At 60.5% G+C, this 25,630-nt stretch carries 24 protein-coding genes; 13 read left to right on the forward strand and 11 right to left on the reverse strand.

Translation table 11 applies throughout. The features are described 5' to 3' along the window. Nucleotides 1–155 precede the first annotated feature (155 nt). Together FHW37_RS26670 and FHW37_RS26675 are read right to left on the reverse strand one after the other, a co-directional pair. Nucleotides 156–710, reverse strand: coding sequence for a hypothetical protein (locus FHW37_RS26670; protein ID WP_186458412.1), 555 nt, complete (start codon nt 708–710; stop codon nt 156–158). Nucleotides 711–828: 118 nt separating this feature from the next. Next, nucleotides 829–1,116, reverse strand: a complete 288-nt coding sequence (locus tag FHW37_RS26675) for a hypothetical protein (RefSeq protein WP_145641922.1) — start codon at nt 1,114–1,116, stop codon at nt 829–831. Between the two features lie 596 nt (nt 1,117–1,712). Between FHW37_RS26675 and FHW37_RS26680 the strand changes: the two genes are divergently transcribed. Next, on the forward strand, nt 1,713–2,207 hold the full coding sequence (locus tag FHW37_RS26680; RefSeq protein ID WP_145641924.1) for a hypothetical protein: 495 nt from the start codon (nt 1,713–1,715) through the stop codon (nt 2,205–2,207). Nucleotides 2,208–2,209: 2 nt separating this feature from the next. Here FHW37_RS26680 and FHW37_RS26685 read toward each other — a convergent pair whose 3' ends face one another. Next, nucleotides 2,210–5,011, reverse strand: coding sequence for an ATP-binding protein (locus FHW37_RS26685; protein WP_186458413.1), 2,802 nt, complete (start codon nt 5,009–5,011; stop codon nt 2,210–2,212). A gap of 373 nt (nt 5,012–5,384) precedes the next feature. Between FHW37_RS26685 and FHW37_RS26690 the strand changes: the two genes are divergently transcribed. The 3 genes from FHW37_RS26690 (at nt 5,385) to FHW37_RS26700 (ending at nt 7,985) form a co-directional block, all read left to right on the forward strand. Next, nucleotides 5,385–5,726, forward strand: coding sequence for a nuclear transport factor 2 family protein (locus FHW37_RS26690; protein WP_186458414.1), 342 nt, complete (start codon nt 5,385–5,387; stop codon nt 5,724–5,726). Nucleotides 5,727–5,945: 219 nt separating this feature from the next. Beyond that, nucleotides 5,946–7,301 carry a sensor histidine kinase gene (locus tag FHW37_RS26695; protein WP_145641930.1) on the forward strand — a complete coding sequence of 452 codons (1,356 nt, stop codon included), beginning with the start codon at nt 5,946–5,948 and terminating at the stop codon, nt 7,299–7,301. A gap of 36 nt (nt 7,302–7,337) precedes the next feature. Beyond that, nucleotides 7,338–7,985 (forward strand): response regulator transcription factor, encoded by a 648-nt coding sequence (locus FHW37_RS26700; protein ID WP_246690928.1) that lies wholly within the window; start codon nt 7,338–7,340, stop codon nt 7,983–7,985. Nucleotides 7,986–8,006: 21 nt separating this feature from the next. On the opposite strand, the gene FHW37_RS26705 is transcribed toward FHW37_RS26700, so the two are convergent. Beyond that, the gene (locus FHW37_RS26705) at nt 8,007–8,450 is read right to left on the reverse strand and encodes a CBS domain-containing protein (protein WP_145641932.1); all 444 of its coding nucleotides are present in this window, start codon (nt 8,448–8,450) and stop codon (nt 8,007–8,009) included. Between the two features lie 361 nt (nt 8,451–8,811). Further along, nucleotides 8,812–10,014 carry an HlyD family secretion protein gene (locus tag FHW37_RS26710; RefSeq protein ID WP_145641934.1) on the reverse strand — a complete coding sequence of 401 codons (1,203 nt, stop codon included), beginning with the start codon at nt 10,012–10,014 and terminating at the stop codon, nt 8,812–8,814. A gap of 136 nt (nt 10,015–10,150) precedes the next feature. Between FHW37_RS26710 and FHW37_RS26715 the strand changes: the two genes are divergently transcribed. The 5 genes from FHW37_RS26715 (at nt 10,151) to FHW37_RS26735 (ending at nt 15,215) form a co-directional block, all read left to right on the forward strand. After that, nucleotides 10,151–11,050: a LysR family transcriptional regulator gene (locus FHW37_RS26715; RefSeq protein ID WP_145641936.1), complete on the forward strand. Its 900-nt coding sequence runs from the start codon at nt 10,151–10,153 to the stop codon at nt 11,048–11,050. Between the two features lie 304 nt (nt 11,051–11,354). Further along, the gene (locus FHW37_RS26720; protein WP_145641938.1) at nt 11,355–12,134 is read left to right on the forward strand and encodes an alpha/beta fold hydrolase; all 780 of its coding nucleotides are present in this window, start codon (nt 11,355–11,357) and stop codon (nt 12,132–12,134) included. Nucleotides 12,135–12,196: 62 nt separating this feature from the next. Continuing rightward, the gene (locus FHW37_RS26725; protein ID WP_432442901.1) at nt 12,197–13,228 is read left to right on the forward strand and encodes an alpha/beta fold hydrolase; all 1,032 of its coding nucleotides are present in this window, start codon (nt 12,197–12,199) and stop codon (nt 13,226–13,228) included. A 216-nt stretch (nt 13,229–13,444) separates the two neighbouring features. Continuing rightward, nucleotides 13,445–14,242: an NYN domain-containing protein gene (locus FHW37_RS26730; protein ID WP_145641940.1), complete on the forward strand. Its 798-nt coding sequence runs from the start codon at nt 13,445–13,447 to the stop codon at nt 14,240–14,242. A 151-nt stretch (nt 14,243–14,393) separates the two neighbouring features. Beyond that, nucleotides 14,394–15,215 (forward strand): hypothetical protein, encoded by an 822-nt coding sequence (locus FHW37_RS26735; RefSeq protein WP_145641942.1) that lies wholly within the window; start codon nt 14,394–14,396, stop codon nt 15,213–15,215. Nucleotides 15,216–15,435: 220 nt separating this feature from the next. Here FHW37_RS26735 and FHW37_RS26740 read toward each other — a convergent pair whose 3' ends face one another. Continuing rightward, nucleotides 15,436–15,999: a response regulator transcription factor gene (locus tag FHW37_RS26740; protein ID WP_145641944.1), complete on the reverse strand. Its 564-nt coding sequence runs from the start codon at nt 15,997–15,999 to the stop codon at nt 15,436–15,438. A 93-nt stretch (nt 16,000–16,092) separates the two neighbouring features. Continuing rightward, nucleotides 16,093–17,691, reverse strand: coding sequence for an MFS transporter (locus FHW37_RS26745; protein ID WP_145641946.1), 1,599 nt, complete (start codon nt 17,689–17,691; stop codon nt 16,093–16,095). A gap of 378 nt (nt 17,692–18,069) precedes the next feature. On the opposite strand from FHW37_RS26745, the gene dps reads away from it, so the two are divergent. From dps to FHW37_RS26760, 3 genes are all read left to right on the forward strand, one after another. Then, the gene (gene dps, locus FHW37_RS26750; protein WP_145641947.1) at nt 18,070–18,549 is read left to right on the forward strand and encodes a DNA starvation/stationary phase protection protein Dps; all 480 of its coding nucleotides are present in this window, start codon (nt 18,070–18,072) and stop codon (nt 18,547–18,549) included. Between the two features lie 310 nt (nt 18,550–18,859). Continuing rightward, complete coding sequence (locus FHW37_RS26755) at nt 18,860–19,195, forward strand: YciI family protein (RefSeq protein WP_145641949.1); 336 nt, start codon at nt 18,860–18,862, stop codon at nt 19,193–19,195. A gap of 21 nt (nt 19,196–19,216) precedes the next feature. Further along, a complete protein-coding gene (locus FHW37_RS26760; protein WP_145641951.1) occupies nt 19,217–19,600 on the forward strand; it encodes a hypothetical protein in 384 nt (127 codons plus the stop codon). A gap of 21 nt (nt 19,601–19,621) precedes the next feature. Here the strand turns inward: FHW37_RS26760 and FHW37_RS26765 are convergent, their stop codons facing one another. Then, entirely contained in the window at nt 19,622–19,822 is a 201-nt protein-coding gene (locus FHW37_RS26765) for a cold-shock protein (RefSeq protein ID WP_145641953.1), read from the reverse strand. Nucleotides 19,823–20,140: 318 nt separating this feature from the next. Further along, a complete protein-coding gene (locus tag FHW37_RS33730; protein ID WP_186458415.1) occupies nt 20,141–20,317 on the reverse strand; it encodes a hypothetical protein in 177 nt (58 codons plus the stop codon). Between the two features lie 132 nt (nt 20,318–20,449). On the opposite strand from FHW37_RS33730, the gene FHW37_RS26770 reads away from it, so the two are divergent. Next, the gene (locus FHW37_RS26770) at nt 20,450–21,820 is read left to right on the forward strand and encodes an MFS transporter (protein WP_145641955.1); all 1,371 of its coding nucleotides are present in this window, start codon (nt 20,450–20,452) and stop codon (nt 21,818–21,820) included. Between the two features lie 210 nt (nt 21,821–22,030). On the opposite strand, the gene FHW37_RS26775 is transcribed toward FHW37_RS26770, so the two are convergent. Both FHW37_RS26775 and FHW37_RS26780 read right to left on the reverse strand, forming a co-directional pair. After that, on the reverse strand, nt 22,031–23,602 hold the full coding sequence (locus tag FHW37_RS26775) for a hydantoinase B/oxoprolinase family protein (RefSeq protein WP_145641957.1): 1,572 nt from the start codon (nt 23,600–23,602) through the stop codon (nt 22,031–22,033). Next, nucleotides 23,599–25,629 carry a hydantoinase/oxoprolinase family protein gene (locus FHW37_RS26780; protein WP_145641959.1) on the reverse strand — a complete coding sequence of 677 codons (2,031 nt, stop codon included), beginning with the start codon at nt 25,627–25,629 and terminating at the stop codon, nt 23,599–23,601. Before FHW37_RS26780 ends, FHW37_RS26775 begins: the two co-directional genes overlap by 4 nt. Between the last annotated feature and the right edge of the window lies 1 nt (nt 25,630).

A 25,630-nucleotide genomic window follows, 5' to 3' on the forward strand; every position in this document is an offset into this window, starting at 1 on the left:
TCAGCGCATTTTTGGTGGGATATCCCAGCTGGCGAATGGTCGCGTTAAGCCGCTTGCCAAGCCGGATATAGAGTTCAACTGCTCGAAGTCTGTCTGCGTAGGAATACATGAACTACCTCCTGGTGGTCCAAGTTTTCGTCCGCACCCCCACCGGCTCAATTCCGCGTGGAAACCAACAGGCGAAACCACAAATCCGTCGGTGGCAGCGAAAAGGTCGTCCTGAGGTCTCGAACGAAGATGTTTTGCGGCTTTAGGTCTTGGTGAACCAGGCCGCGACCGTGACAGTGCGCGAGACCTGCCGACAGCTGAATCAACAACGACAATCGCCCGAGATCACCCCAATGAGGATCCTCTATGAAATCGGACAGATCGCCCTCCCAGCGCCGGAAAAACGCGATTGGCACCCCAAGGATAAAGATGACGTCAAACGGCCAATGTACGTTAGGATGGTAATGCGCCGCCGTCTGCAGCTTGATCTCACGCAGGAAGCGCTCCGCCCGTTCAGCTGGTGAAATGTCTTCGCGCCGTCGCGGGAATTTAGCGCAGGTCAGTCGAGGAAAGACGCTATCGCCGTTATCGAGGAAGACGATTTCACCCGAGAAGCCCGCGCTACTGTTTAACGCCTTTTGCGCCTTGCCCCAAAAAGCGAGGAGCTGATCGCGGAGTGGGATTGGAAGCTCGTAGAACGCGTCAGACGGAATTTCGGTCAACTGTATCTCCCGACCTGGACGGAAGCTTTATAACGTTCCAGCTGGGCCGCTTCTATCAGTTTGGACGTCGATCTGGCTTTCAACTTCGCCGATCCTCGCGGGAGCGTGGAGGGATTCGTCAAAGAGGGCGCTCTGCCTTGACGCGAGCCGCGCTCAGAAGCAGCTGCATGTACGTCTCGAAGCTGACGCCGTCCGCCCGGTTGAGGCTGGCGACCAAAGGGTCGTGGATGAGGTCCACCAGGCTCAGCTCCAAGATCGGCGAATTGAACCGTCCCGAATGATGGGACAGCGGATGCGAAGAGAGCTCCTGATCGCCGTTGGCGCAGCTCTCGACCATCCGGAGCGCGTCAACGACCGACACGTCGAAGGTTGATGATCGCGGATGCGTGTTAAGCGTTGCCGTCATCGTCGTCTCCCTCGTAAACAGGCTGTAGTCCGATAAGCCACTGATGTCGCCGAACGGGGCCAGACTAATTTCAGGAGAGCCGCCCGGCTAGCATACTTTGGTGTACTCAGCGCTCGCGCATGGAAAATCACCATGGAACGAGCATGGGATACACCCGTGACCCCGATGGCATACCTAAGTTCAGTTACGTAAGCCGTGGTTCGACGTCAGTGTGGTTCCGCTGGAATGCAAAGCGTTGCATCCGAGCAGTTTCAGCGAACCAAATCGCAGTGAGGGCGACGAACATGACGACTGCATCAGGAATCCAGATTGGCAGGGCATATCTATCTCAAAACCGTGTTCGTGACCAACGCCTCTTCGAGCTTCCCGCTCATACGTTGCGGTCTCGTCGCAAGTCGAACGGTGCTTCCCTAACTATCGAGAGGCCGGAGAAACCCGGCTCAATCGTTGGAGGTCAACGCGGTAACGGGCATGACGGCGCGAGCAGGGCGGGCTATGCCGTCCTCGGTTTCTCCGAACCCGTCCAGCGCCATTTCGGCGCTTCATGCCCCCGGCTTATGCAGGCCGACGGCGGTAGACGGTTTTCGGACGATGACATGTCGGTTCACGAGAACACCGTCGGCTACCAGATCGACATCGCTTTCGAAATCGCGCGTGAGTATCCGTTCGTCGGCGAGGATATCACCGCCGAGTCCGTTTCGAGGGTCATCGCTGGCGTATATCCGGTCCTGGTTGCCTTCAACGGCTACCGACACCGCTCAGGCCGTCTGACGCGGATCGATCACGCGGAAATCACAATGGAGTCCACGCCGATCCCGTGCATGGACCTTTCCGGAGATGTGGACGTGCGTGCTGTCGTGCACAGGGACGGCCGCACCGCATGGGATGTGACGTCCATGCTCGTTCGCCCCCTTAGGGCATTGCTGTGGACCGCCGAACGACTGCGGGAAGAGGGTTCCCGGCTGAAAAAAGGAGATATAGTGACGTCCGGCACCTATCCCTTTCTTCTCGACATCCGTCCGGGCGACCGTTTGATCGCGGACGTGGTCGACAAGGCCGAGATCAGCCACAGGTTCGAGAACGGTGTATGATGTCAGGCGGCCGGAACGCTTGGCCGATCTACCGCTTCAAAAGCATCATCCGGCCGCGTGGAGTGGTATGCTTCGGCCACCGCGGCATGCGCTTCATCCTCCGTCCCCGGTAGAAGAGCGTCGCGGAAGCCGACCGCGGCCTTGAGCTGGAAGGCACGCGCACCCTGCTGGCGCGCTGTCGAGATCGCAATGCGAAAGGTTTCGGCCGCCAATTCCGCATTCGTTGGAACGATGAACGTCGCCTTGAGCCGCAGGAGCTCGGCAAGCTGGAACTGCTCGCCCGTTTCCGTCGCCCGGCCGATCGCGCGGTCGATCAGATCAAGGGATTCCCTTGTTCGTCCCGCGCGGAATGCGCACTCCGCCTGGGCGGCGGCGATGGTGGTCGCGGTGTTCGCATGCATTTGGGCGTCGGCGCGGACGAGAGCCTCGTTAAGCAACGCTTCGGCTTCTTCCAGCCGACCATCCGACAAAGCCACTTCGCCCTTTAAGCCGATTGCCAAGGCCTCGAAGGCAGGAAGTCCGTTGCTGGTGGTGATTTTGTGAAGGTCCGCTGCGAGTTCCTGCGCTCTGTCGAGATCTCCCGACCAAAGGAAAACGCCCGCTCCGTGCGTGAGCGCGATCGCCAGGCAGACGGCGTTGCCGTATGTGCGAGATTCCTCCAGCGCCAGCTCGACTTCCTGAAGGGCCCTGTCCGTTTCTCCCTCTATCCAAAGCGTCCTGGCGTAGAGCGAGCGCGCTCTTACGAGCTGTAGCATCGCTGTGAACGAAAGGTCGAGGAGGGGATATCTGGGGACGGCGGCCTCCAGGTAATGGCGCGCCTGCGCTAATGAACCGAGATAGGCAAGCGTCGTCCCGTTCATCCAGCCGCACAGGAGCCTGGCCTTGGGAATGTTCGCCTCGGCCGAAAGAGCCTCGAAATCCCTGGCTGCCTCAAGACCCTCTTGATACTTTCCTATCCTGGTGATGAAGACGTTATAGGCCGCTAGCGTGCGCATCTCGCGCCCGACATCTCCAAGCTCCCGGCACAAATCCAGGCATCGACTGTAGGCCGTCTTGACCTGAAGCATGGAATGTACCGCCATCGTCCCCGTCAGGGCCACGGCTTCGCAAAGAGACGCTTCAGTCGCGAGGTCGAGCTCGGTCGCCGTCGCGAGCGCTTTCGCCGCCCACGACCCGCATTCCGTCAGGAGCCCCATTTCGTAGAAAAGCGGCCAGGACGACGCGATGAGCGCGACGCCGACATCGTCATTTCCATCCTCGGAAAAGCACCATCTCAACGCAGACCGGACATTGGCAAGGAGGTCGCTGGTTCTGTTCTGCTCGCCCCATCTCTCGAAAGGCGGGGTCAACTCGGTCAGCTTCCGCGTGAAGGCAAGAAAATAGCTTGCATGTTCTTGGCTGGCGCGGGCGAGTTCGCCCTCGTGCTGCTGAAGGGCTTCCCCTGCATAGGCGCGGGCGGTCTCGGTGAGCCGATAAAGCTGTTGTCCGGTCTGAAGCGAGATGAGCGACTTTTCCGCCAGGCTCTCGCAGAGATCGAAGACTTCTTCTTCGGTGGTGTCCATAAAGGCAGCCACCGCTATCGCCATCTCCGGCGTGAAGCCCCCGTTGAACACGGACAGGGCCCGGAAAAGCGCCTGCTCCTCGCGGGTAAGCAGGTTGTAGCTCCAGTCGAACATCGATCTCAGCGTCTGATGACGCGGAAGCGCTGCTCGTCGGCCTCGCCAGTGAAGTCGAAAGCGGTTCTCGAGCAGTTGGACGACACCCGAAATTCCATGTGCGCCGGCGCGACCAGCCGCCAGTTCCAATGCCAATGGGATGCCGTCGAGCCGATGGCATATCTGCGCGGCCTTGCTCGCGTCTTCGTCACCGGGTTCACCTCTCAGTCCCGCAGCGGCAGCCCTGTCGAAGAAAAGCTGGACGGCGGGAAAGTGCTCGATGTCCGCAGCTGAGATGGCCGCGCCGGGAGGTGGTGCTTCGAGTGGCTGGAGGTGCAGAACTATCTCGCCTTCCACCCGCAGTGCTTCGCGGCTGGTGGCGAGTATATGAAGACCCGGCAGGGCATCGAACAGTGATTCTGCCAGTATCGAGACGTCTTCGACGATGTGCTCGCAGTTGTCCAATACCAGCAGGAGACGGCGACCGTCCAGGTTCCCGACGATGGATGTCAGGAGATTCGGGGCGGAGGTGTTCAGGCCTAGAACGTTCGCCAGACCCGTCAGAAGTTCCGCGGCGTCCTTGAGAGCGACCAAGTCGTAGTAGTAGACGTGGCCCTCGAATTCGTCGAGCATCTGGTGTGCCGCCGCGACGGCAACGGTCGTCTTTCCGATGCCGCCGGATGCGACAACCGTGACGAAGCGACGATCGAGGATATCGGCGACGAGCTCCGCGACAACACCGTCACGCCCAATCATCCGTTTAAGCGGAGGAGGGACATCGATGGTCGGGCGTGTTGCGGACGTCGCGGGAAGGGAGGTATGCGTGACCGCTTCTAGCGGCGCTTCCCTTTCGACCGGAGCGATAAAACAATAGCCTCGCCCCGGTATGTTGCGAACGTACTTCTCCCGGTCGCCGTCGTCCAGAGCCTTTCGGAGCGATGCAATCTGCACCCTGATCGAGCTTTCTTCCACGAAACTCGAAGGCCAGGCGTGACTTACGATGGTGTCCTTCGAAACCACTTCCCCGGCGTGCTCCAGCAACAGGGTCAGGATGTCCGTCGCGCGGCTGCCGATTTCGCACGGTTCCCCGTCGCGCTGTAGCGAGCGCTGGGACGCCAAGAAGCGATATGGGCCGAACGTGTAAATCATGGTGCCGTCACACTGAGTCAATCTCAGCATAGAAGGCCCGATACCCTCCGCCAACCTAGCTGGTAGGTTAGGTTTGTATCCCGGAGACGCTTCGCCCCGGTACACGCTTTCACGCCCGATCCCGACGTTATGTCGCGCCGTTAAATAGGCGGGAAATCACCGCTGTCCTCAGGAGCGCCTTTTCACATCGTTTCACATGCCATTCCGAAGGGTCCATGCGACAGTGAAGGTGTGGAAAGCAGTCGAGCAAAGCTGCCTAACGCGGCAGACGAGGCGATGGCATGCCTCAAATGCCAATAGATACAGCCACGTGACGATACACCGCTCTTGGAAGGTCGGCCAACCGATGAACGCACACTCAACCCCGGAAATGATGAACCGCAAGGTCATTACGGACTTTGTCGAAGCGATCAACTCGCGCGACATCGAGCGGCTTCTGGCGCTCTTCGCCGCCGACGCGATAGTGAACGACCAGTTGAATGAAGTTCAGGGCCTCGCCGAAATCGGGGAGTGGGCGAAAACCGATGTAGCGGGCGTGTCCCTGTCGATCGAGGCGATTTCCATCCGTCGACACTACGGCAGCACCATCATGAAGGGCAGCGTCGACGGTACGTTCGACAAGCGCGGGCTACCGGACCCGCTGCTCTATAAATTCTATTTCGTGCTTTCTTTCGAGAAGATCGCGCTGTTGGTGGTTCTCCGGGACGAGGCCTGACGACGGCTGCTCCCCCGATCCATGGGGGAGGTCGGGAAGCGCGATGCCTGCTACCTGCATCACTTGAGACCGAATAATACCTGAAAAAGAACGAATTGAAGGGTCGCGAGCAAAGCATTCCTTATTCGAATGTCACCAGCGCAACCGTAATCGCATCCAGTCGCATGGACTGTTTTCTTTACTTAAATTTCTAGCATCACCGCTGGTTTCGGTCCTCGGGTGCCGATTTCACCGACGGTGAAGGGCGGAGTGAACGATATGAATATGACGACGTTCCCCAATGACGACCTCGATCCAACATGTTTGAGGGAAATGAGCCGTCGGCTCAAAGAGCTCGAGGTCAGCGAAGCGCGCTACCGGACGCTGTTCAACAACGTGCCCGCCGCCGTGCTGCAGGTGGACGCAAGCGATGTGGAAGAGGCTTTCACCAACCTAAAGCACAGCGGCGTCGAGGATATCGACGCGTTTCTTCTCGAGAATCCGCAACTGGTCGATCAGGCCAACAATTCCGTGATCGTAAGGGAGGTGAATGACGTCGCGCTGACACTTTTCGGAGCCACGGATATCTCTCAATTGCTGGCCCCCGTCGCCTATGTCTTCGCCGGAACGCCAGAGGCGTCCCCGAACGTGATGTCCGCCCACTTCCGAGGACGGCCAAACCATTATCAAAGGCTCAAAATCAAGACCTTCGACGGCAGGACCATCGACGCCGCTCTCATGGTCTCCTTTCCGCAGGCGGCTGCCAATTTCGATACATCGGTGCTGATGATCATCGACATGACCGAGCAGGTCCGCATCGAGAAGGAGCTCAAGAAGATGGAATCCGAATTCGCTCACTTCTCCAAGCTGTCCATTCTCGGAGAGTTTTCCGGGGCGATCGTCCACGAGGTCAGGCAGCCATTGTCGGTGGTCGCCAATGACGCCGCTACAGCGGCACGCTGGCTCCAGCGTAACGATCTCAACCTGCCAAAGGTACGAGAGCTCGTCGAAAGAATCGAGGAAAGCGTCCGTCGTGCGAACGAGGTCATCAAGCGTGTCCAGGACATGGCGACCAAGGCGACGCCCGAGAGGCAAACGTGCGACCTCAACCGACTGGTCGCCGGAGCGCTTACGTTCGTCAAGAAGGAAGCGACCCGCAGATCCGTGACGATCAGCAGCAATCTGTCTGCGGAAATCGCGACGGTTGAGGCCGATCCGGTTCAGATCCAGCAGCTTGTCGTCAATCTCGTCGTCAACGCGATGCAGGCGATCGAGAGGACGCATGCGCAGTCCGGGCGGGTGCAGGTAACCACCCGAAGCGACGGTGAGCGAGCCTTCGTCGAAGTTCACGATACGGGACCGGGCATCCCGGACGGGATTGCGACGGAAATCTTCGAGAGCTTCTTCACGACCAGGAAGGAGGGAATGGGCATGGGGCTGTCGATTTGCCGTTCCATTGTCCAGAGCCACGGCGGCGTCATTTCGGCGCGGAACACCTCGGAGGGCGGCGCGGCATTCGAAGCTTGGCTGCCTCTCGTGTTTGTCGAGACGGACAATGCACCGGAAACCGAGACGAGCCGACAACCCGCAGAATAGACGGAAGGCGCAGGAGGACCTGATATGATACACTCGATGGAACTGCAGAATGCCGCACCGTTGATCACGATCGTCGACGACGAAGACATCGTCCGCAAATCGTTGATCGATCTTTTCGGCTCTTTCGACATGCCCGCGGTAGCCTTTGACGGTCCTGCCGATTTTCTCGCGGGCTTCGATCCGGGGCGTCCGGGTTGCATACTTCTCGATATCAACATGCCTGATTTCAACGGTCTCGAATTACAGAAAAGGCTGTCGGCGATGGGCTGCAGCCATCCGGTCGTCTTCATAACTGGCTTCGAGGACGTCAGGATTTCGGTGGACGCGATGAAGGCCGGGGCGACCGACTTCTTCCTCAAGCCCTTCGACAGCAAGAAAGTTGTCGCCGCAGCCCTCAAGGCCATCAATCTCGATGGCGAACGTAGGACTGAACGCGTCAACCTCGACAACGCCCACAACTGCTATGGAAAGCTGACGCCCCGGGAACGTGAAGTTCTCAAGTTCGTCACCGACGGCCTGCTGAACAAGCAGATCGCCTGGGAGCTGGGGATCAGCGAGATCATGGTGAAGCTGCATCGCGGCCGCATGATGAAGAAGATGGAGTGCCGGACATTGAGCGAACTGGTGCGCCGTTACGACCTGCTGGCCGCGGCGGACGCGATGGGGGAAAGCGCGAGGACCTGAAGGGGCGGACCTTGCGCTCGTTCAGCGATACCCGACGCCCATAACGTACTCCTTCAGCAATTCCTCCTCGCTTTCGGCCTCCCGCAAAAGGCCACCTAGAATGTCCCGGGCGTTTATAACGCCGATCGCGCATCCGTTTCGATCTTCGACCGGAAGGTGTCTGAAGCTGTTTTGGCTGAGCACCCGCCAGACCTGCTCGAGCTCATCGGTAGGCTCGCAGCTGACAATCTCCTTCTGCATCACGGACGCGACAGGAACCGCCGGATCCAGCCTGCCGCTTCGTACGAAGCTGCGCATGAGATCGCTCTTCGTGATTATCCCGGCAAGTCGCCCGTCATCGCGGCACGCCAGCACCATTTCGGCTCCGTCCCGGAATAACGTCGCGGCGTCGAGCGCCGGAGCGTCAGGCGAGATTTTAACAAGGCGGGCTCTCGCCCTGTCGAGAATCTGCTCTACGAAAACCATTGACTTCGTCTCCCAAGGTGACCGGATGGGCGCGCCATCGGCCGTTGAACGCCGACACGGTCCGGAAGCAGTGAGACATGAGACCCTGCGTAGGCGGCTCCTCAAGCTAGCGTCGGGCACTTTCCAACGGAAGCTATACCTCCGTTTGCCTTAGTCGCATGGTGAAGGCGGGCCTTCTCTATCAAACGGGAAGAGCAGGGCCGTCCCGGCGGATGGACGACCCTGCTATCGCGTGCCGTTCGCTGGTCCCTGCCGACGAGGATAGCGGGGACATCTTCTGTAGAGGCGGTCTACATGGACGCGATCTGCGAGAACGAGAATACACGCCCTGATACGCTGATCCATGTAGACCGAGGTATACCTATTCGTCCCGCATCGGCCAGAGTCCCTCGAACGCGGAGCGTCCGTTCGCTGTATCGATCCGCGGGACCACGGACATGCCGGACCGCAGGCTGCCCGAGAGATCGCCAGCGTCCACGGCGATCTTGACGGGGACACGTTGAACGATCTTCGTGAAGTTGCCCGTGGCGTTATCGGTGGGGATCAGCGAAAACTCCGAACCGCTACCCGGAGACAGGCTCTCCACCTGGCCGCCGATCTCAATGCCGGGGAAACTGTCGACGCTGATCACGACGGGCTGGCCGACCTTGATATCCGTAAGCTGGGTTTCCTTGAAGTTGGCGACGACGTAGACGGAGTGAAGCGGCACGACTGCCATGAGCTGCGTTCCGGCGTTCACGAGTTGCCCGATCCTGAGCGTTCGCGCGCCGACCGTACCGTCGACAGGTGAGACGATGCGCGTGTAGGCCAGGTTCAGTTCCGCCTGCGCGACCTGAGCCTCCACCTTGTGGCGTTGAGCGGTAGCCTGGCTTTTCTGCGTCTCGAGCACCGGAATCCGGTCTCTGGTGGCGACGACATTCGCCTCGTCGCGCTTTACGGCCGCTTCTGCCTGGTCCCGGACGGAGACGGTCTGCTCCGCACGTGATTGGGAACCCGCGCCGTTCGTGATGAGTTTGCTCCATCGTTCCGCGTCCGCTTCGGCAAAGACCAAAACGGCTTTTGAAGCGTTCAATGCGGCTTCCGCCTGCTGGACAAGAGAGCGTTGCAGATTGATCTGTGAATCGACGTTCCTTATGGCGGCGTTGGCGGCTTCCAGGTCGGCACGGGACTGGGAGAGCGCAATCTGGAAGTCCCGGTCGTCGATGCGCGCCAGCAGCTGTCCCGCTTTGACCGAGTCGTTGTCGTTGACCAGAATTTCGCGGATGTATCCCGAGACCTTGGGAGCCACGGCGGTGAAGTCCGCCTTGAGATAGGCGTTGTCGGTCGTCTCGATGTAGCGATCCACGACCAGATATCGATATCCCGTCTGCCCGCCGACGACGAAGGCTGCAATGACAGCGGACGCCAGCATGAGCGAGCGGAATCTTCTGCGCTTCGCACCCTGGGGCGGCTGCTCAGCGGATGTCGACGAAACCGGGGCGGCTGCTTCGCATGGCCCGACAATTCGAAGTCCTTCCTGAGTTCCAGCGACTGCGAATGCTTCCGGCCGAGGCAGTTCAACCATTTTGTTTCTCCCGATCTCAAGGGTTGCGATCCGACGCTCGCCCTTTTGCCCGTAAGAATGCCCCCGAATTCAGGCTGTGATAATCGGCGAAGATATGAAAGGATTATCAAGTGTCGGTTTAAGATGGGCGGAGATCATGGACAGGTTGACGAGTTTGGAGGTGTTCGGCCGGGTCGTCGAGACGGGCGGTTTTTCAGCCGCCGCCCGCAAGTTGAACATGTCCACGACAATGGTCGCCAACCACATCAAAGCCCTCGAGGAAAGCCTCGGCGTTCTGCTCCTCCAACGTACGACGCGGAAGGTAAGCCTGACGGAAACGGGGAAGTTCTATTACGACCGCTCTTCGACCATATTGATGGACCTCGAAGAGGCCAACGAGGCCGTCGGCGCGTTGTCGTCGACGCCTCGGGGGCAACTTCGCATGTATACGAACTCGTCCATGGTCCAGAGCCTGGCGGCGATCACGGACGAATTTGTCGAGCGCTATCCGCAGGTGACGATCAGCCTGGATATCGGGGAACGCATGGTGGACATGATCGACGACGGCTACGACCTGGCGATAAGGATGACGACGCCGGACTCGAACCTGATCGCTAGAAAGCTGGCGACCTGGAGGCACCTTGCGGTCTGTTCGCCGGAGTATGTCCTGCGGCACGGAGCGCCGGAAAAACCCGGCGACCTCGTCGATCATAACTGCCTCAGGTATGCCCTATACGCCTTCGGCGACCTCTGGCGCTTTGTGGATCGCCAGGGTTCGATCGTGGAAACACGCGCGAGGGGCAGCGTCGTCTCGAGCAGTGCCGATCTCCTGCGCGATCTCGCCGTGCGCGGAAGGGGGATTTTTCTCGCCCCGAGCCCGGTCGTCGTCGAGGACATCGCGGCCGGACGGCTCGTTTCCGTCATGACGGGTTACGAGGGCGTGGAATTCACGATCAGCGCCATCTTCCCGAACCGCAATCACCTGCCCAGCAAGGTCCGGCTCTTTATCGATCTGCTGGTCGAGCGCTTTGCGCGACTGCCGCAGTTCGCGGCGTGACGCTTCGCCTCTCGTGAAGAATCTTTAGCGGCGTATCGAGCTATCACGCGATCCCTTCACCATAAGCGTGTCTGAACTCTATCGCCCGCGATAGGCCCGGTTCGCTGCACCAAGGGCCTGGCACACCTCCGTATAGCTTACCCGTTCCTCCGGAAAAGCTAGCTTCTGCGTCGGCTTGACCGTCGTCCGACTGCGTTGGCGCAGCCTCCGGCAGTGGCCTCCGCGACCACCGCCTTTCCCACACAGTCGATCGATTCTGACCGCGTTGAAGGTCGCGTATCAATCGCAAACCAAGGAGTTGGAAATGTTGAAAGCAATCAAAACCGCGCTCGTGGCAGCGCTTCTTTCCGCCGTCGCTTTGCCTGTATTCGCAAGCGGCTCGAAGCCGACGGTGGTTCTCGTCCACGGCGCGTTTGCCGACGCGTCGAGCTGGAGCGGCGTGATCGCCAAGCTGGAAAAGGACGGCTTTCCCGTCATCGCGGTGGCCAATCCTTTGCGAAGCGTCAAATCGGATGCCGACTATGTCAGGCGCGTCGTGTCGGGCGTCGACGGTCCCGTTGTCCTCGTCGGCCACTCCTACGGCGGCTCTGTCATCAACGACGCCGTGCCGACCGACGGCAACGTAAAAGCCCTGGTCTTTGTCGCGGCCTTTGCACCGGAGGTGGGCGAGAGCGCCGCCCAGCTGTCGGGCAAGTTCCCCGGCAGCACGTTGGGGGGAACCCTCGGGAAAGCCGTCGAGCTCGAGGGAGGCCAGAAGGACCTCTACATCCAGCAGTCCAAGTTCCACGAGCAGTTCGCGGCCGACGTCTCGAAAGACGAAGCCGTTATCATGGCGGCCACGCAACGCCCAGTCACCGAAGCGGCGCTAGGCGAACCGTCCGCGAAGGCCGCCTGGAAATCCATCCCGTCGTGGTTCGTCTACGGCGATGCGGACAAGAACATCCCGCCGAAAGCTCTTTCCTGGATGGCTGAACGGGCAGGTTCCAAGGAGACGGTGGTCGTAAAGGGCGGCTCGCATGTCGTCATGGTGTCCCATCCGGCGGTCGTCGCCAAGGTCATCGAGGATGCGGCGGCGCATAAGTGACAGCCGCGATGGCGACGTTCGGACGTCGCCATCGCCTCCCGAAGTCAAAAAGGACAAATCCAATGGTCAACGACGACATGATCAGTCGGCGCAGCCTCCTGATCGCAGGGTCGGCTGGTGTCGCCTTTTCCTCGCTCCGTCTTTCACCCTCAAACGCTGCGACCGCAGCCGAAGGCAACGCCATGAGCCAGGGCTCTTTCGGAACGCTCAAGTCGATCAAGGCGGGCGTGCTGAACGTCGGATATCACGAACTGGGTCCCTCCGGCGGCCAACCGATCATATTGCTTCACGGCTTTCCCTACGACATCCAGAGTTATGTCGATGTCGGACCACGTCTGGCCGCCGAAGGATACCGGGTCATCGTACCGCATCTCAGGGGGCATGGTGCCACCACGTTTCTCGATGCAGCGACGCCACGATCCGGCGAGCAGGCCGCGATCGGACAGGACCTCGTCGATTTCCTGGATGCCTTGGGTATCCGAAAGGCGATCTTTGCCGGATATGACTGGGGCGGCAGAGCCGGATGTGTGGCCGCGGCGCTCTGGCCCGAAAGATGCTCCGGGCTCGTATCGGTCAACGGATACCTCATCCAAGATATCGCGAAGTCGAATCTGCCCGCTCCGGCGAGGGTAGAGCGTGGCTTCTGGTACCAGTTCTATTTCCAGACCGAGCGAGGAAGGGCGGGGCTGGACGCCCACCGGAGGGATATCGCCGAAATCATGTGGCACGACAATTCTCCGACGTGGAAGTTCGGCAAAGAGGTGTTCGAACGATCCGCACCTTCCTTCGACAACCCGGACTATGTCGACGTCGTGATCCACTCCTATCGGCACCGTCTCGGCGGAGCGCCAGGATATCCTGACTACGCCGAACTCGAGGCGCGCCTCGCGGCCCAGCCAGTGATCACCGTTCCCACCGTGACCCTCGACGGCGATTCCGACGGCGTTATCCCGGCTACGGACGGCAAGGCGAGCGCGGGCAAGTTCTCGGCCAAGCGGGTGCATCACGTCGTCACGGGGGTCGGCCATAACCTTCCCCAGGAGGCTCCGGAAGCATTCGCGGACGCCGTCATGGAGGTCGCCGCGCTCGGATGATCCCGTTTCCAAGTTTAATTGCGCTGCTTTGGCAATTTTCGGCACAGCGCCGACATCCTGACGGCCTATTCCCGTGCCCCGGATAAATCGCTATGGTTCCTGGAGGTGTATTTCGCGCGGTCATGCTGAAGAGATCGCTCCGATCGCGACAGCGCAGCCTCTATCTTACGGGCGAGGGGCAGAGTGCGGCCCGCGTCCTATTTGGAGGATCATGTCTTGGCGGCAGACACACTCGCGCTCTTGATTGACGGCGACAACGCGTCACCCAAAATCATCTCGGGCCTACTCGCGGAAATCGCCAATTACGGAACAGCTAGTGTCCGGCGCATCTACGGGGACTGGACAAAGCCCAATCTCGGCGGCTGGAAGGAATGCTTACTCGAGCATTCGATCCAGCCCGTACAACAATTCGCCTATACGACCGGGAAAAACGCGACAGATGGCGCGATGATCATCGACGCAATGGACCTCCTGTACACTGGAAGGTTCACCGGGTTCTGTATCGTCTCGAGCGATAGCGACTTTGCCAGGCTAGCGTCGCGCATCAGGGAGCAGGGCGTGACTGTATACGGGTTCGGCGAGCGCAAGACACCTCGTCCGTTTATTACCGCGTGCGACAAGTTCATCTACGTCGATGTCCTCAGTTTCGGTGCTGAAGCTACGCAGTCTGCCATTCCGGTCGATGGGAGAGCGCCGGCGGAGCCTAAAAAAATCGTCGCCGTGGCGAAGCCGGAAATCGACAAGCCTTCCGCATCTCAAGGTGTTGCCGCGGGCGGCAAGCTGGACAGGGCTGCCCTTGATATGCTGAGGAAAGCAGTCGAGGCCTCGGGAGATGAAGACGGCCGTGCCAATCTAGCCCGTGTAGGTGCCCATCTCGCCAAGCAGTCTCCGGATTTCGACGCCCGCAATTACGGATTTGCAAGATTGAGCGATCTCGCCGACGCATCCGGGATACTCGAAGTCGAGCGGAGCGGCGAACAGAACAAGATAGTCACAGTCAGACTGAAGCGTTGAAGAGCTCGTTGGGGCGCGGCTCGTCCATCGAGCCGACATCGACCTTGACTTGATCTCCCATCTTACCGCTGCGGTGTCGTTAACATGGAAGCTGGGATGTCCGGTTACACACACTTCAGTATACTGCACCTCCGTCGAGGCGGAGGGTACCGTGGGCGATCCATCCACCACGGGGTCACTCAAGATGTCATCGTTGCTCGCCGACCGAATGCCCAACCAAAAAATCTACGAGCCTGTCATACTCGATGGACCCCGCGAGGAAGCCGGGCCCATGTTTTTCGCAAGGCATACAGTGTCGGAGCTGCGGCATTGGCCCGCCGAGAGATTGAAATCGATGGGTGCGATACCTTTCCCTGTCGGATACTGCGGCCAAAGTGACCAATACGAAACAAAGGTTTGGGCCGACGTCCTCAAACAGGTCGCGGACGCCATCGCTTCATGCGATGTGATCACCGTCATCGGGAGCAGCTCGTCTTCCTTGGAACTCGATAGCGTGCAGACCCTGCTTCACCATTACGCGCGCAAGCCCGTCGAAGTCATAAAGTGCTTCGCCGACATCGGGCCCGGCTACATCTGGTCCAGCACCGCAGAGCACCATTCCATGCCGGACACAGGTGCCCGAAGAGTGGCCATCGCTCTCGGCTCCGTGCCTCCTTGCCATGAATTCGGGAACTTTTCGAACTGCACGCATCTGTTCGTCCATGAGCACCTTATCCCCGCCTTCTTCGCCGTGTCCGGCAAAGCGTTTGCGGTGCCGATGTCTCTTGGCGGATGGAAGCTCTCGCATATCGCGTTCCACCGACTGCTCGATATCGAGACAGAACTGTGCTCCGGGGATAGCTATCGGCGGATGTTCGACGAGACGGGCGGGTTTTCGCGTCCGCTCTGCTTCATCATGGCTGAGTTGCTCACGGCAGTTCATCTGCGTCGGGGTATTGCGGCCCGCGTGTATCCGGGGGGAGTCGTCGATTGATGGCGCGCCGGGCCGGACACCGCGATGAGCCTCATCGGCGGACCGGGTCGGCATGACAATCCGGTCCGATCTTCGAATGGCCAGCAACATCGAGGAAGGCGGCGATACCGCGAGTAAATCCACACCTCGTCGGCCTTCGGGGAATTATGGGGAATCCCTGGGATTTCCCGCGCCGAACGTGCGACCGTCCGATCTCGTTCGGACGGCCAACCGAGGTCGCTCAGGCGCTGGGCTGATAGCGCTTGAGCATGCGTTGAAGGGAGCGTCGATGCAGGTTCAGGTGTCGGGCCGCGAGAGAAACGTTCGATCTGGTTCGTCTCATGACCTCCTCGATGTGCTCCTGCCTCACGCGATCCGGTTCCTCGATCCTGCAATCGGGCGGGATGTTCGCCGATCCGTTCAAAAGGATGCTCGCCAGGAAATCGTCGTCGGTGGGTTTGGGAACGAAATCGTCAGCGCCCGCCTTCACGGCCGCAACCGCAATCGGCACATCGGCAAACCAGCTATGAATGACGACTTTCGTGGATGGCAGCCGTGACGAAGCCCACTTGACGAACTCAAGTCCGGTTCCGTCGGGAAACCGCATTTCCGTTACGACGATAGATGGCTGCACCGCAAGACACGCTGCCATGGCTTCGGAGAGCGTCGAACTTCTCATCACACGGCAGCCTCTTGCAATAAGGTTCGAGGCAAGCGATTCCGTCTTCTCGATAAACGGGTCGGCGATGACCACCGTCACGCGTGACGGTATCGGATAATCCTTGAATTCCCCGTTGTTTTCCATTGGCTTGCCTCATCCCTGGTTGATGAAGCCAATCTACCGAGGCCCTTGAGTTTCAACTACTATACGGGTGGATACCACGATAACGCGCCGGGCTTACTTCGCTGCCTTAGGTGCGAGAACACGACCGAGCACGATTTTCCATATGATCAGGGTCGGGGCCGCACCGAAGAAAAACAGCGTGATCGCAAAGAAGGCGGTATCGAAGGCTATCGTCGTGGATTGAAGGGCGACGGCCTTGCCGATCAAAGCCACCGCTTCCTTGCTGGCCAATCCGGCCTCCGTCCCGTGGCTGGCGAGGAGTCGACCGAGGTTTCCGATGCGTGCGATCACCTCCTCGCGTCCGGGGAGAATATGGGCCGCCAACACTGCTCTGTTGTGTGCCGTCTGGTCTTCGATGAAGGTCTGAAGGAACGAAATACCCGCGAGCCCGCCCATCTGACGGCCTATGCTGAACAAGGCAACCCCATAGATCAGGAGTGTCTTGTCGAGGCTTAGAAGCGTGACCAGCGTGATCGAAAGGAAAAGGAATCCGAGCGCGAGGCCTCGTATCAAGATTGCTGGTGTCATGTCGGGAATCCCGCTGCCGCTACTGGAGCCCGACAACAACCACATCGCCAGCATCAGGCCGAGGATGCCAAGCGGTATGGTGATAACACCCGGCAGCTTGAGCTTCTGGATCATAAAGGCCGTAAGGAAAAGCGAGCCGACGAACATCAGTGTGCTGGGCAGAAGCAGGCTCCCGGCTGCGGTAGGCGTCATCCTGAGGACGGAAACAGCAAAGGAAGGTATGACGAAACTGCTCCCGAGAAGCGCAAATCCGGCAGCGAGGCTCGCCGCGATCCCAAACGCGAAATTGGCGTTGCGGAAGACCGCGAAATTGAACGTGGTCGCCTTGTCGGGTGCGAAGAGCTGGCGGACGACCTGAATGCCGAGTGCAGCCATGCCGACAATGGTGGCCCATACGACGGTGCTGTCTCCGAACCAGTCCCAGCGATTTCCCTGGTTGAGAACGAATGTCAGCGTGAAGGCGGCGACGGCAAAGAGGATCAAGCCTACCGCGTCGAACCTGATCTTCGGGCTGTCCACTTCTTCCGCCTGTGGCGCGAGAGCGAGCATCACGATGCCAGCGATACCGAAGGGCACCGAGCACAGGAAGATGACCGACCAATCGATCTGGTCGAGGAGCCATCCCTGCATGTAGGGGGCAAGCGTCGCCGGAGCGACCACCGATCCGACCGCATACACGCTTTGAACGAACGGCTGCTGCCGCATCGGGAATACGCGGAAGAGCAGCGACTGCGCGCCGACGAGAAGCACGCCGCCGCTAGCGCCTTGAAGAAGCCTCAGGCCGAACATGACGTTGAGGTCGCCCGTATAGGCGGCACTGTAACAGGCCGCCGTCATCACCGCCCCGGCGATCATCACGGAGCGATAGAGATTGAACGCGCCAGCAAGCCAGGGGGTTGAGACGAAAGCAACGAGCTTCGCGGCGGTGTAACCGTAGTCGAGCTTGGCGAACTCGTCGGCAGATGCATGCGTACCGCCCATGATGTCGAGCCGTGCCATCGACAAGGCAGTTCCTGCGATGGCGTCGGTCAGAACGATCGTCATCGCTCCGACAAGGAGGAAAACGGCGCTCGCGGTCGAACCCGAGCGGGGTACTCCGGCTGAAGTAAAGGAAATGTCTGCCATGGCAGTCGCTCCGTCGTCGGCACCATTCGGGATCGAGAACGCGGTGCACGTTAGGGAGCCGACAATGCCCTGCCGTGGCGGGCGCGATAATCACCTCTTTGCTGAATGGACCCTCAAGCGGGGGTGTAAGGTGTTGCGCGCACCATAATCAAACAGCCGACAGCGATCGGGAACTAGGTGGGCTTTGGTATACTCGCGTCGGGCATAATCGCCTGACGCATGCAGCCAAGAACACGCCGCCGCGGTTTGCCTGAAAGCTAGAGCAGCCCTTTGTATACGTATGCCGCCGCCTCCCGGTTTGATTACCTGTGCACCACTCCTTGTCGCGGGGCACGCCCGACATAAGTGCCAACGCAACATTTCAGAACGAGGTAAGCCATGAAGAGCCGCAACACGCTGGACACGAATGCAAAGAAGGCCGCGATCGACGTCATCGGCCACCTGGTCGCGGACAGCATCGATCTCGCGCTGCTCACAAAGCAGGCCCACTGGAACCTGCGTGGGCCGCGCTTCATCGCGATCCACGAGATGCTCGACGGGTTCCGCACGGACCTCGACGGACATGTGGACACGATGGCGGAGAGAGTGGTGCAGCTCGGAGGCACCGCGCTCGGCACGGTGCAGGCAGTCGGCGAGGCAACCCGGCTACCCGCGTATCCCACCGACATCAATGCCGAAGACGATCACCTCAAGGCGCTGATCGATCGGTACGGCGCGGTGGCGAGCAGTGTCCGGGAAGGCATCGACCAGGTCGACGAGGCGGGCGATGCCAACAGCGCCGATATCCTGACCGCGTATTCCCGTACATTGGACAAGTCGCTCTGGTTCCTGGAATCGCATTTCCCGCGTTCCGCCTGAAGAAAGCGGGCCGTCAGCACAGACGAGATTTCAAAACGGGCGCGTCTCTCACTCGGGAGCGCGCCCGTTCTGCGTGAGCGGCACGCGCGTCCGTATGGGATGGCCGCTCGACAGCCTCACTGGACACCGGGGGACTGTCTGTCGGGCGACGACCATCGCCGGGTGAGCGTCCCTTTGCACCCCGCAACGCTAGTTCCGTCCGGATGAAATGAAAATGGAGCTGACCAAGGAACAGCGGGTCCGCAATAGGTGTTCCTCCGAACGGCGCGCCTTGCGGCACGTGAGGCTATCGATGCCGGGAGGAAATACCATGCCGAAATTCTTGACGATCGGTTACGGGGATCGCGCAAGCTACGACCGTCTCGATGAGGGCAAAAGAGCCGCGGCCCACGCCCATGACGCACTCTTGGTCGAGCGTGGCGCTGAAATGGGGATCGCGGGCAAACCCGTGCAGGTCCGCAACCACGACGCCAGTGGCCCGGACGTCAGCAAAGGCCAGTACCTGAAATCCGATCTTCCGGTGGCGGGCTTTGCGATCATCGAGGCGGCCGACATCGAGGAGGCAGCCGAACTCGTCTCGAAAACACCCTGTGCCGTGGCGTACGGCGTCGTGGAAGTATGGCCGCTGGAAAAGGCGGGTTCCTAGTTCGCAAAGGAGCGTGAAACGATGGCAACCAGAGTTCTGCTCATCGGCATCCATCCAGATGCCGTAAACATCACCGATCCCTCGCTGCCGAAGGGGATAACGCACGAGAAGATCGCGGACGGGATAGAGAAAGCCCTCGCGGACATGCGCGGTCGCGGCTGGCACGCCGCGTTCTGCGACCTGAGGCCCGAAACCGCGGTCGCCGATATCGAGGCGTCGCTGGCCGAAACTTGGGACTGTATCGTCGTCGGTGGCGGCATTCGCATACCGCCCGACAACCTCATGCTATTCGAGGCCGTCATCAACACGGTGATACGGCTAGCTCCCGGAACGCCGATCTCGTTCAACACGGCTCCCGAGAACAGCGCCGACGCGGCCGCGCGATGGAAGGGCCCGAAAGCCTGAGGCGGCGGCCGCGTTCGGTCGTTAGATGACGGAGACGTTTTCCGCTTTCGACTTGCCCGTTTTCCGGTCCTGGCCGACTTCGAACCTGACCTTGTCTCCCTCGCGCAACGAGCCTCCTCCGAGCGATGAGACGTGAACGAAGACGTCCTGACCGCCGCCGTCGGGCGTGATGAAACCAAAGCCCTTGTCGTTGTTGAAGAACTTAACCGTACCTGTAGCCATTAAAAATATTCCGAATAGTTGCGGGTGATCTGCTAGGGCAACCTAGTGGGACCGCGCCGTCTGATCAACTCCTAACGCGACCCTGCGTTCGAGCTTATGTTCAACAGCCTCCTTGGCCAACCATAAGAGCAAAGGCGTCCCCCAGAAAAAAGCCGCCCCGGTTAAGGGGCGGCAAGGCGGATCGACATCCGCGCTTCGGGCTTGGAGGGGAACAACCCCAGCAAGTCGCCGCGGTCGAGAGCGGGGGAGGATCGGGGCGACAAGTAGAAGCTACTCGATTACCCCTCGGCGATGCAGATATACGTTGGTTTGTGGACGTTACGCACGCTTGTCTCCGGGGCGCGTGACCGACCGTTCCGGAACGCTGCCGGGCGCGATCGGATCGCTGGCCGGAAAGGTTTCCTCCAGCGCTTCTTCGAGATAGTCGTCCTGTTGCCGCTTTTCGTTTCCCGTCAAATCTCCTTCGCGGGGGCTTTGCTTCTTCTCATCGATCATGTGGCCTCTCCGTTTTCTGGTCCGCCACCAAGGAACTCGGCTCACGACAGCATCAGTGTCGGGGCCAGGGGCGTGTCGATGGAAGCGGATGGTCAAGGGGCTACACTTTAAGCGCAGCGGCGAACGGAATCGATGCAAACCAAAGTTTGCCTAGCGCCTCTCATAAAGATCGGATGCTCTGCCGCGGAAACGCTGAAGGGAAAAGCCGTGGAGAGGCACAACGACAACGACAGGCATGCCCGTTCATTTCGCGGCGCGGCGACTGCTATGCTATGCAGCGGAATAGAATTCTTCGACGTCACGCTGTATGCGATCTTTGCGTTGACCATCGGTCGGACCTTCTTTCCAAGCGACAACCCGGAAACGCAACTGCTCACAACACTGGCCGTATTCGGTGCGAGTTTCGTCGCCCGACCGTTCGGTGGCGTGATCGTCGGAATTTTCGCCGACAGGCATGGGCGGCGCGCCGCGTTGATCCTGACCGCCGGGGCCATGGCGACGGCCACCGCGGTCATCGCGCTCATGCCGGGGTACGATCAAGTCGGATGGGTCGCCCCCGCTGTTATATTGCTGGCACGTCTTGTCCAGGGTTTCGCCTTTGGCGGAGAAATAGGCCCTTCCACCGCGTATGCCTACGAGATCGCCCCCCAGCACCGCAGAAACCTCTATGCGAGTTGGCAGCCTGCCGGCCAGGGGCTGGCCACCATGGTCGCCGCTATCTTCGGGTTGGCTCTCGGAGCTATTCTCGGCCAGGGTGTGCTCGAAGAATGGGGATGGCGTATTCCTTTTCTCGTTGGTTCGATAGCGCTCTGGATTGCTCTCTTTTCGCGGAGAGCGATGTCGGAAACCCTGCCGAGAGCGGCGGAGGCGGTCCGTAGCAGCGGAGGACGGACCATCGTGGAGTTGCTGACAAGATATCCGACGACCCTCATTGCGATCGCTTCGCAAATCGCGTTCGGGACCATCTCGATCTACGTCTGCACTTACATGAACACGTATCTGCAGAAGACGTTCGCGCTGCCGCCAACCATATCGTACGCCGCGACAGCGGTGGCGGGATTATCGATCTGCGCCGGATCGGTCGCGGGAGGGGCGCTGGCAGACGCTTTCGGATACAGGCGCGTCATTTACTGGTCACGAGGCATACTTCTCTTCGCGATCTATCCACTCTTTTCCGTCGCCCACACCTCCGTCTACGGGGTCCTGCTGCTTAGCAGCGCGTTTCCCTTCCTTGCCATGGTCAGTGGCGGGGCGAGTTTCGGGGCCATCACGGGCGCTCTTCCTGCAAGCCTGCGCAGTACGGGGCTATCCGTCACATACGCTGTCGTCGTTTGCCTGCTGGGAGGTTCGATCCAGTTCGTCATGACTGCATTGATCGCCTTCACCGGAGACCAGTTGGTGCCAGCATACTGCATGGTAGTCGCGACCTTGATTGGGATCGCGGGCGTTCCTTGGCTTACTCATGGACAGAAAAGCGGCGTCCTCGTAGCTGTTGTTCCATAAATCGTCCTTATGCCGCAAAGCGTGCCTTTTCAGACGCTTATGCTATTCCGCTGACCCGTCAGCGGTTCGACTCCTTTCAAGACAAACCCAGGTATCTAAATGTTAAAACCCGAGATTGTGAGCATCGATAAACAAGTGGGCGAAATTGACTGGTGTTCCTTGTTCACTGAAACTGCCCTCTGCCTCAAGATTCGGGAGATTGTTTTATACTTACTGGCGACCCCAGCCGCCGCCGCCTGCGGTTTCCATTTTCACCGTGGTTCCTGCTGAGACACGCGTCGTGCTCTTGCCCGGCAGGCTGCGCTCACCATTGCTGTCAGCAACGGTGATGCGTGAACCGCGTGCTGGCGATCCGCCCATCACGCCCCAAGGCTCATGTCGGGTGCGGTCGAGATGCACGGTGAGCACCGAATCCGCGTTGACGAGGATCGTCCGGCGCAGACCGAGGCCGCCGGCAAATTCTCCTGCTCCGCCGCTGCCATCCACAAGGCTGTAATCCAGGACGGTCAGGGGATATTCGCGCTCGATCAGTTCAACCGGCGAATTGGCGGTATTGGTCATATGGCAATGCACGCCGCTTGCGCCTTCTTTTCCGGGAAGCCCGCCCTGGCCGCCGGCATAGGTCTCGACATAGGAATAGGAGCGGCCGGTGGCCGGATTGGCGCCGCCGAGGATCAGGGCGTTCATACTTCCGGTCGAGGCGGCGATTGGCTTTTCCGGGCGGATCTGGTTGAAGGCGCCGATCAGGGCATCGGTGATGCGCTGGCTGGTGATCGATGTGCAGAGCGCCACGGGAGAGGGGGCTGCAGCATTGACGATCGAGCGGTCCGGCGTGGCCAGCACGATGCAGCGGAAAAGGCCGGCGTTCGACGGAATATCCGGATCGAGCATGGCCTTGACCACGTAAAGCACGCAGCTTGCGGTCAAAAAGACCGGCGCGTTGACCGGACCGGCAACCTGCCCCGACGTTCCTTCGAAATCGGCATGCAGTTTGCCATCGGCAATCGTCAGTTCGACGCTGACGGTCAGATCGACATCCTTGCCGTCTTCATTCCATTCGAGTGTGTCTGAAAAGCTGCCCTTTCGGCCTTCCAGCGCCCGAAACGCCGCTTCCAGCCGCTTTTCGGTCGTCGAAAGCAGGGTCGTGACGGCGCCTGCGAAACGGTCCTTGCCGGTTCGTTCGACAAGAGCGGCCAGCCGGCGGGCGCCGGTCGTGTTGGCGGCCGCCTGCGCCAGCAGGTCGCCGGCCACCATGTCCGGCGTCCGGCTGGCAAGCTTGAAGAGTGAAAGCGTCGAACGCTCGACCTTCCCGTCGCGCACCAGGATCATCGGCGGAACCCGCAGGCCTTCCTGGGTGATGTCCACCGTTCCGAGCGCAAGGCTCCCCGGCGCAAAGCCGCCGAGATCGACCTGATGAGCCATGTTGGCGACATAACCAAGGCGCTCGCCTTCGGCATCGACCGGCGCGATGACGACGACATCGGGAAGGTGCGAGCCCGTCAGCCAGGGGTCGTTCGTGACGACCATCGTGCCGGGCGCGATATCCTCGCCCAGATTGGCGATGGTACGGCTGACGACACCGGCGATCAGGCCGAGATGGACCGGGATATGTTCGGCCTGCGCGATCAGCTGACCTTCGGCATCAAAGACGCCACAGGAGAAATCACGACGGTCGCGGATGTTGATCGAATGGGCAGTGCGGATCAGGGCCGCGCCCATTTCCTCGGCAACCGCCTGAAGGCCATGGCGGACGACTTCGGCAAGAATGGTATCGCTCTTCATTTCTGCATCCTGATGATGAGGTCGCCGTGTTCGTCGACAAGAAGCGTCTGGGCGCCGACGATCAGTGTCGTATCCTGCTGCTCGACGATCAGCGGTCCGGTCAGCTCGGTCCCGAGCGCAAGCCGGGCGCGGTCATAGACGGGCACATCGACCATGGCGCCTTCGAACCAGAGCGGCGAGCGGGCGATGGCGGGGTCGTCGCTCGGCGTGATGACCGGAACCGGCAATTTATCGGATGGCGGCGGCGCGCTGGCGGTCAGCCGCAGCAGGCAGATCTCGACGCTTTCGCTGCGGCGGTCATAACCGAAGCTGCGATGATGCGCCTGGTGGAAGGCTTCGACGGCCGCTTCGAGGCCATCGCCGGTCCAGGCAATCGGCAGCTGGTGGCCCTGGCCGCGATAGCGCATTTCCAATACGGGCGAGAACGTCACGGACTTGAAGTCGATGCCATCCTTCTTCGACTGGGTGAACACCTTGCAGCCCAGGATTTCGATCGCCATTCGGATGTCGGAATCCGACTTGGTCTCCGCAAGGCCGGAGATCATCGATGTCTCGTCATGTTTCCAGGGCGCCAGAAGAAGGCCGATGCCACAGAGAAGGCCGGGCGAGGGCGGCACGATGACGGTCTCGACATCCATTTCGGCACAGAGATCGACCGCGTGCAGCGGGCCGGCACCACCGAAGGCCATGACCGCAAAATCGCGCGGCTCAAGCCCGCGCTCGACCGTGATACGGCGCATGCCGCGCACCATGGCCGCATTCACGACCTGTAGGATGCCGACTGCGGCCTCTTCGACGGAAATGCCGAGAGGGCCTGCGACATGCGTCTCGATCGCCCTTGCCGCTTTTTCGCGGTCGATGACGATGCCGCCGCCGATCTCGCGGCCCGGCCGCAGCCGTCCAAGGATGACATTCGCATCGGTCACCGTCGGGCGTTCGCCGCCCTTGCCATAGGCGGCCGGGCCCGGGCGGGCACCGGCGCTTTCCGGGCCGACCTTCAAAAGGCCGCCGGCATCCACATGGGCAATCGAGCCGCCGCCGGCACCAAGCGTGATGATGTCGAACATCGGCACGCGCAGCGGAAAGCCTTCGATCTCGCTTTCATAGCGGGTGAGGATATGGCCGTTCTCGATCAGGCCGACATCGAAACTGGTGCCGCCCATGTCGATCGTCACGACATTTGCGTAACCGGCCGCTTCGGCAAAACGGCGAGCGCCGATCATGCCGGCCGCGGGTCCGGAAAGACAGGTATGGACGGCCTTGACACCGCTTGCCGTTTCGATCGGCATGACGCCGCCGCCAGACTGCATGATGGCGGGCTCGGCCGTGACGCCGTCGGCGATCAGCGTATTGGCGATGCGCTCCAGATAATCCTTTAGCGGCGGCATGAGATAGGCGTTCATGACCGTCGTCGAGGTGCGTTCGAATTCGCCCGGCTCGGCCAGGACGTCGGAGGAAATCGAGATTTTCAGCTCCGGCGCCATGGCGCGGACAATTTCGGCCACGCGCTTTTCATGAGCGGCGTTGGCATAGGAATGCAGGAAGGAAATCGCGACCGTCTCGATCCCGGCCGCAAGCATCGCTTCGACGGCAACGCGCACCGTCTCCTCGTCGAGCGCTTCGGTAACGGCGCCGTCCGGCCCCAGCCTTTCGCCGATCTCGTAGATGAGTTCGCGCGGCACAAGCGGTTCGGGCTTGCGTGCATATTGATCGTAGAGATGGGCGCGGGTCTGGCGGCCGATCGCCAGCACGTCGCGGAAACCGCGGGTGATGAGAAGCGCGGTGCGTGCGCCGCGCCGCTCCAGGATCGCATTGGTCGCAACGGTTGTGCCGTGGGCAAAGCCGGAGAGTTCACCGGGCGAAATGCCTGCCATGCCAAGCGCCGTCCGTGCCGCCTCCACCACGGCGGTGGCCTGATGGCCCGTCGTGGTCGGTGTCTTCACGAAGAAGGTCTTGCCAGTCTCCTCTTCGAAGAGGCAAAGGTCGGTAAACGTGCCGCCGACATCACATCCGATGCGATAGACCATG

This window comes from Neorhizobium alkalisoli, assembly GCF_007829835.1.
Classification (GTDB): Bacteria; Pseudomonadota; Alphaproteobacteria; order Rhizobiales; family Rhizobiaceae; genus Neorhizobium.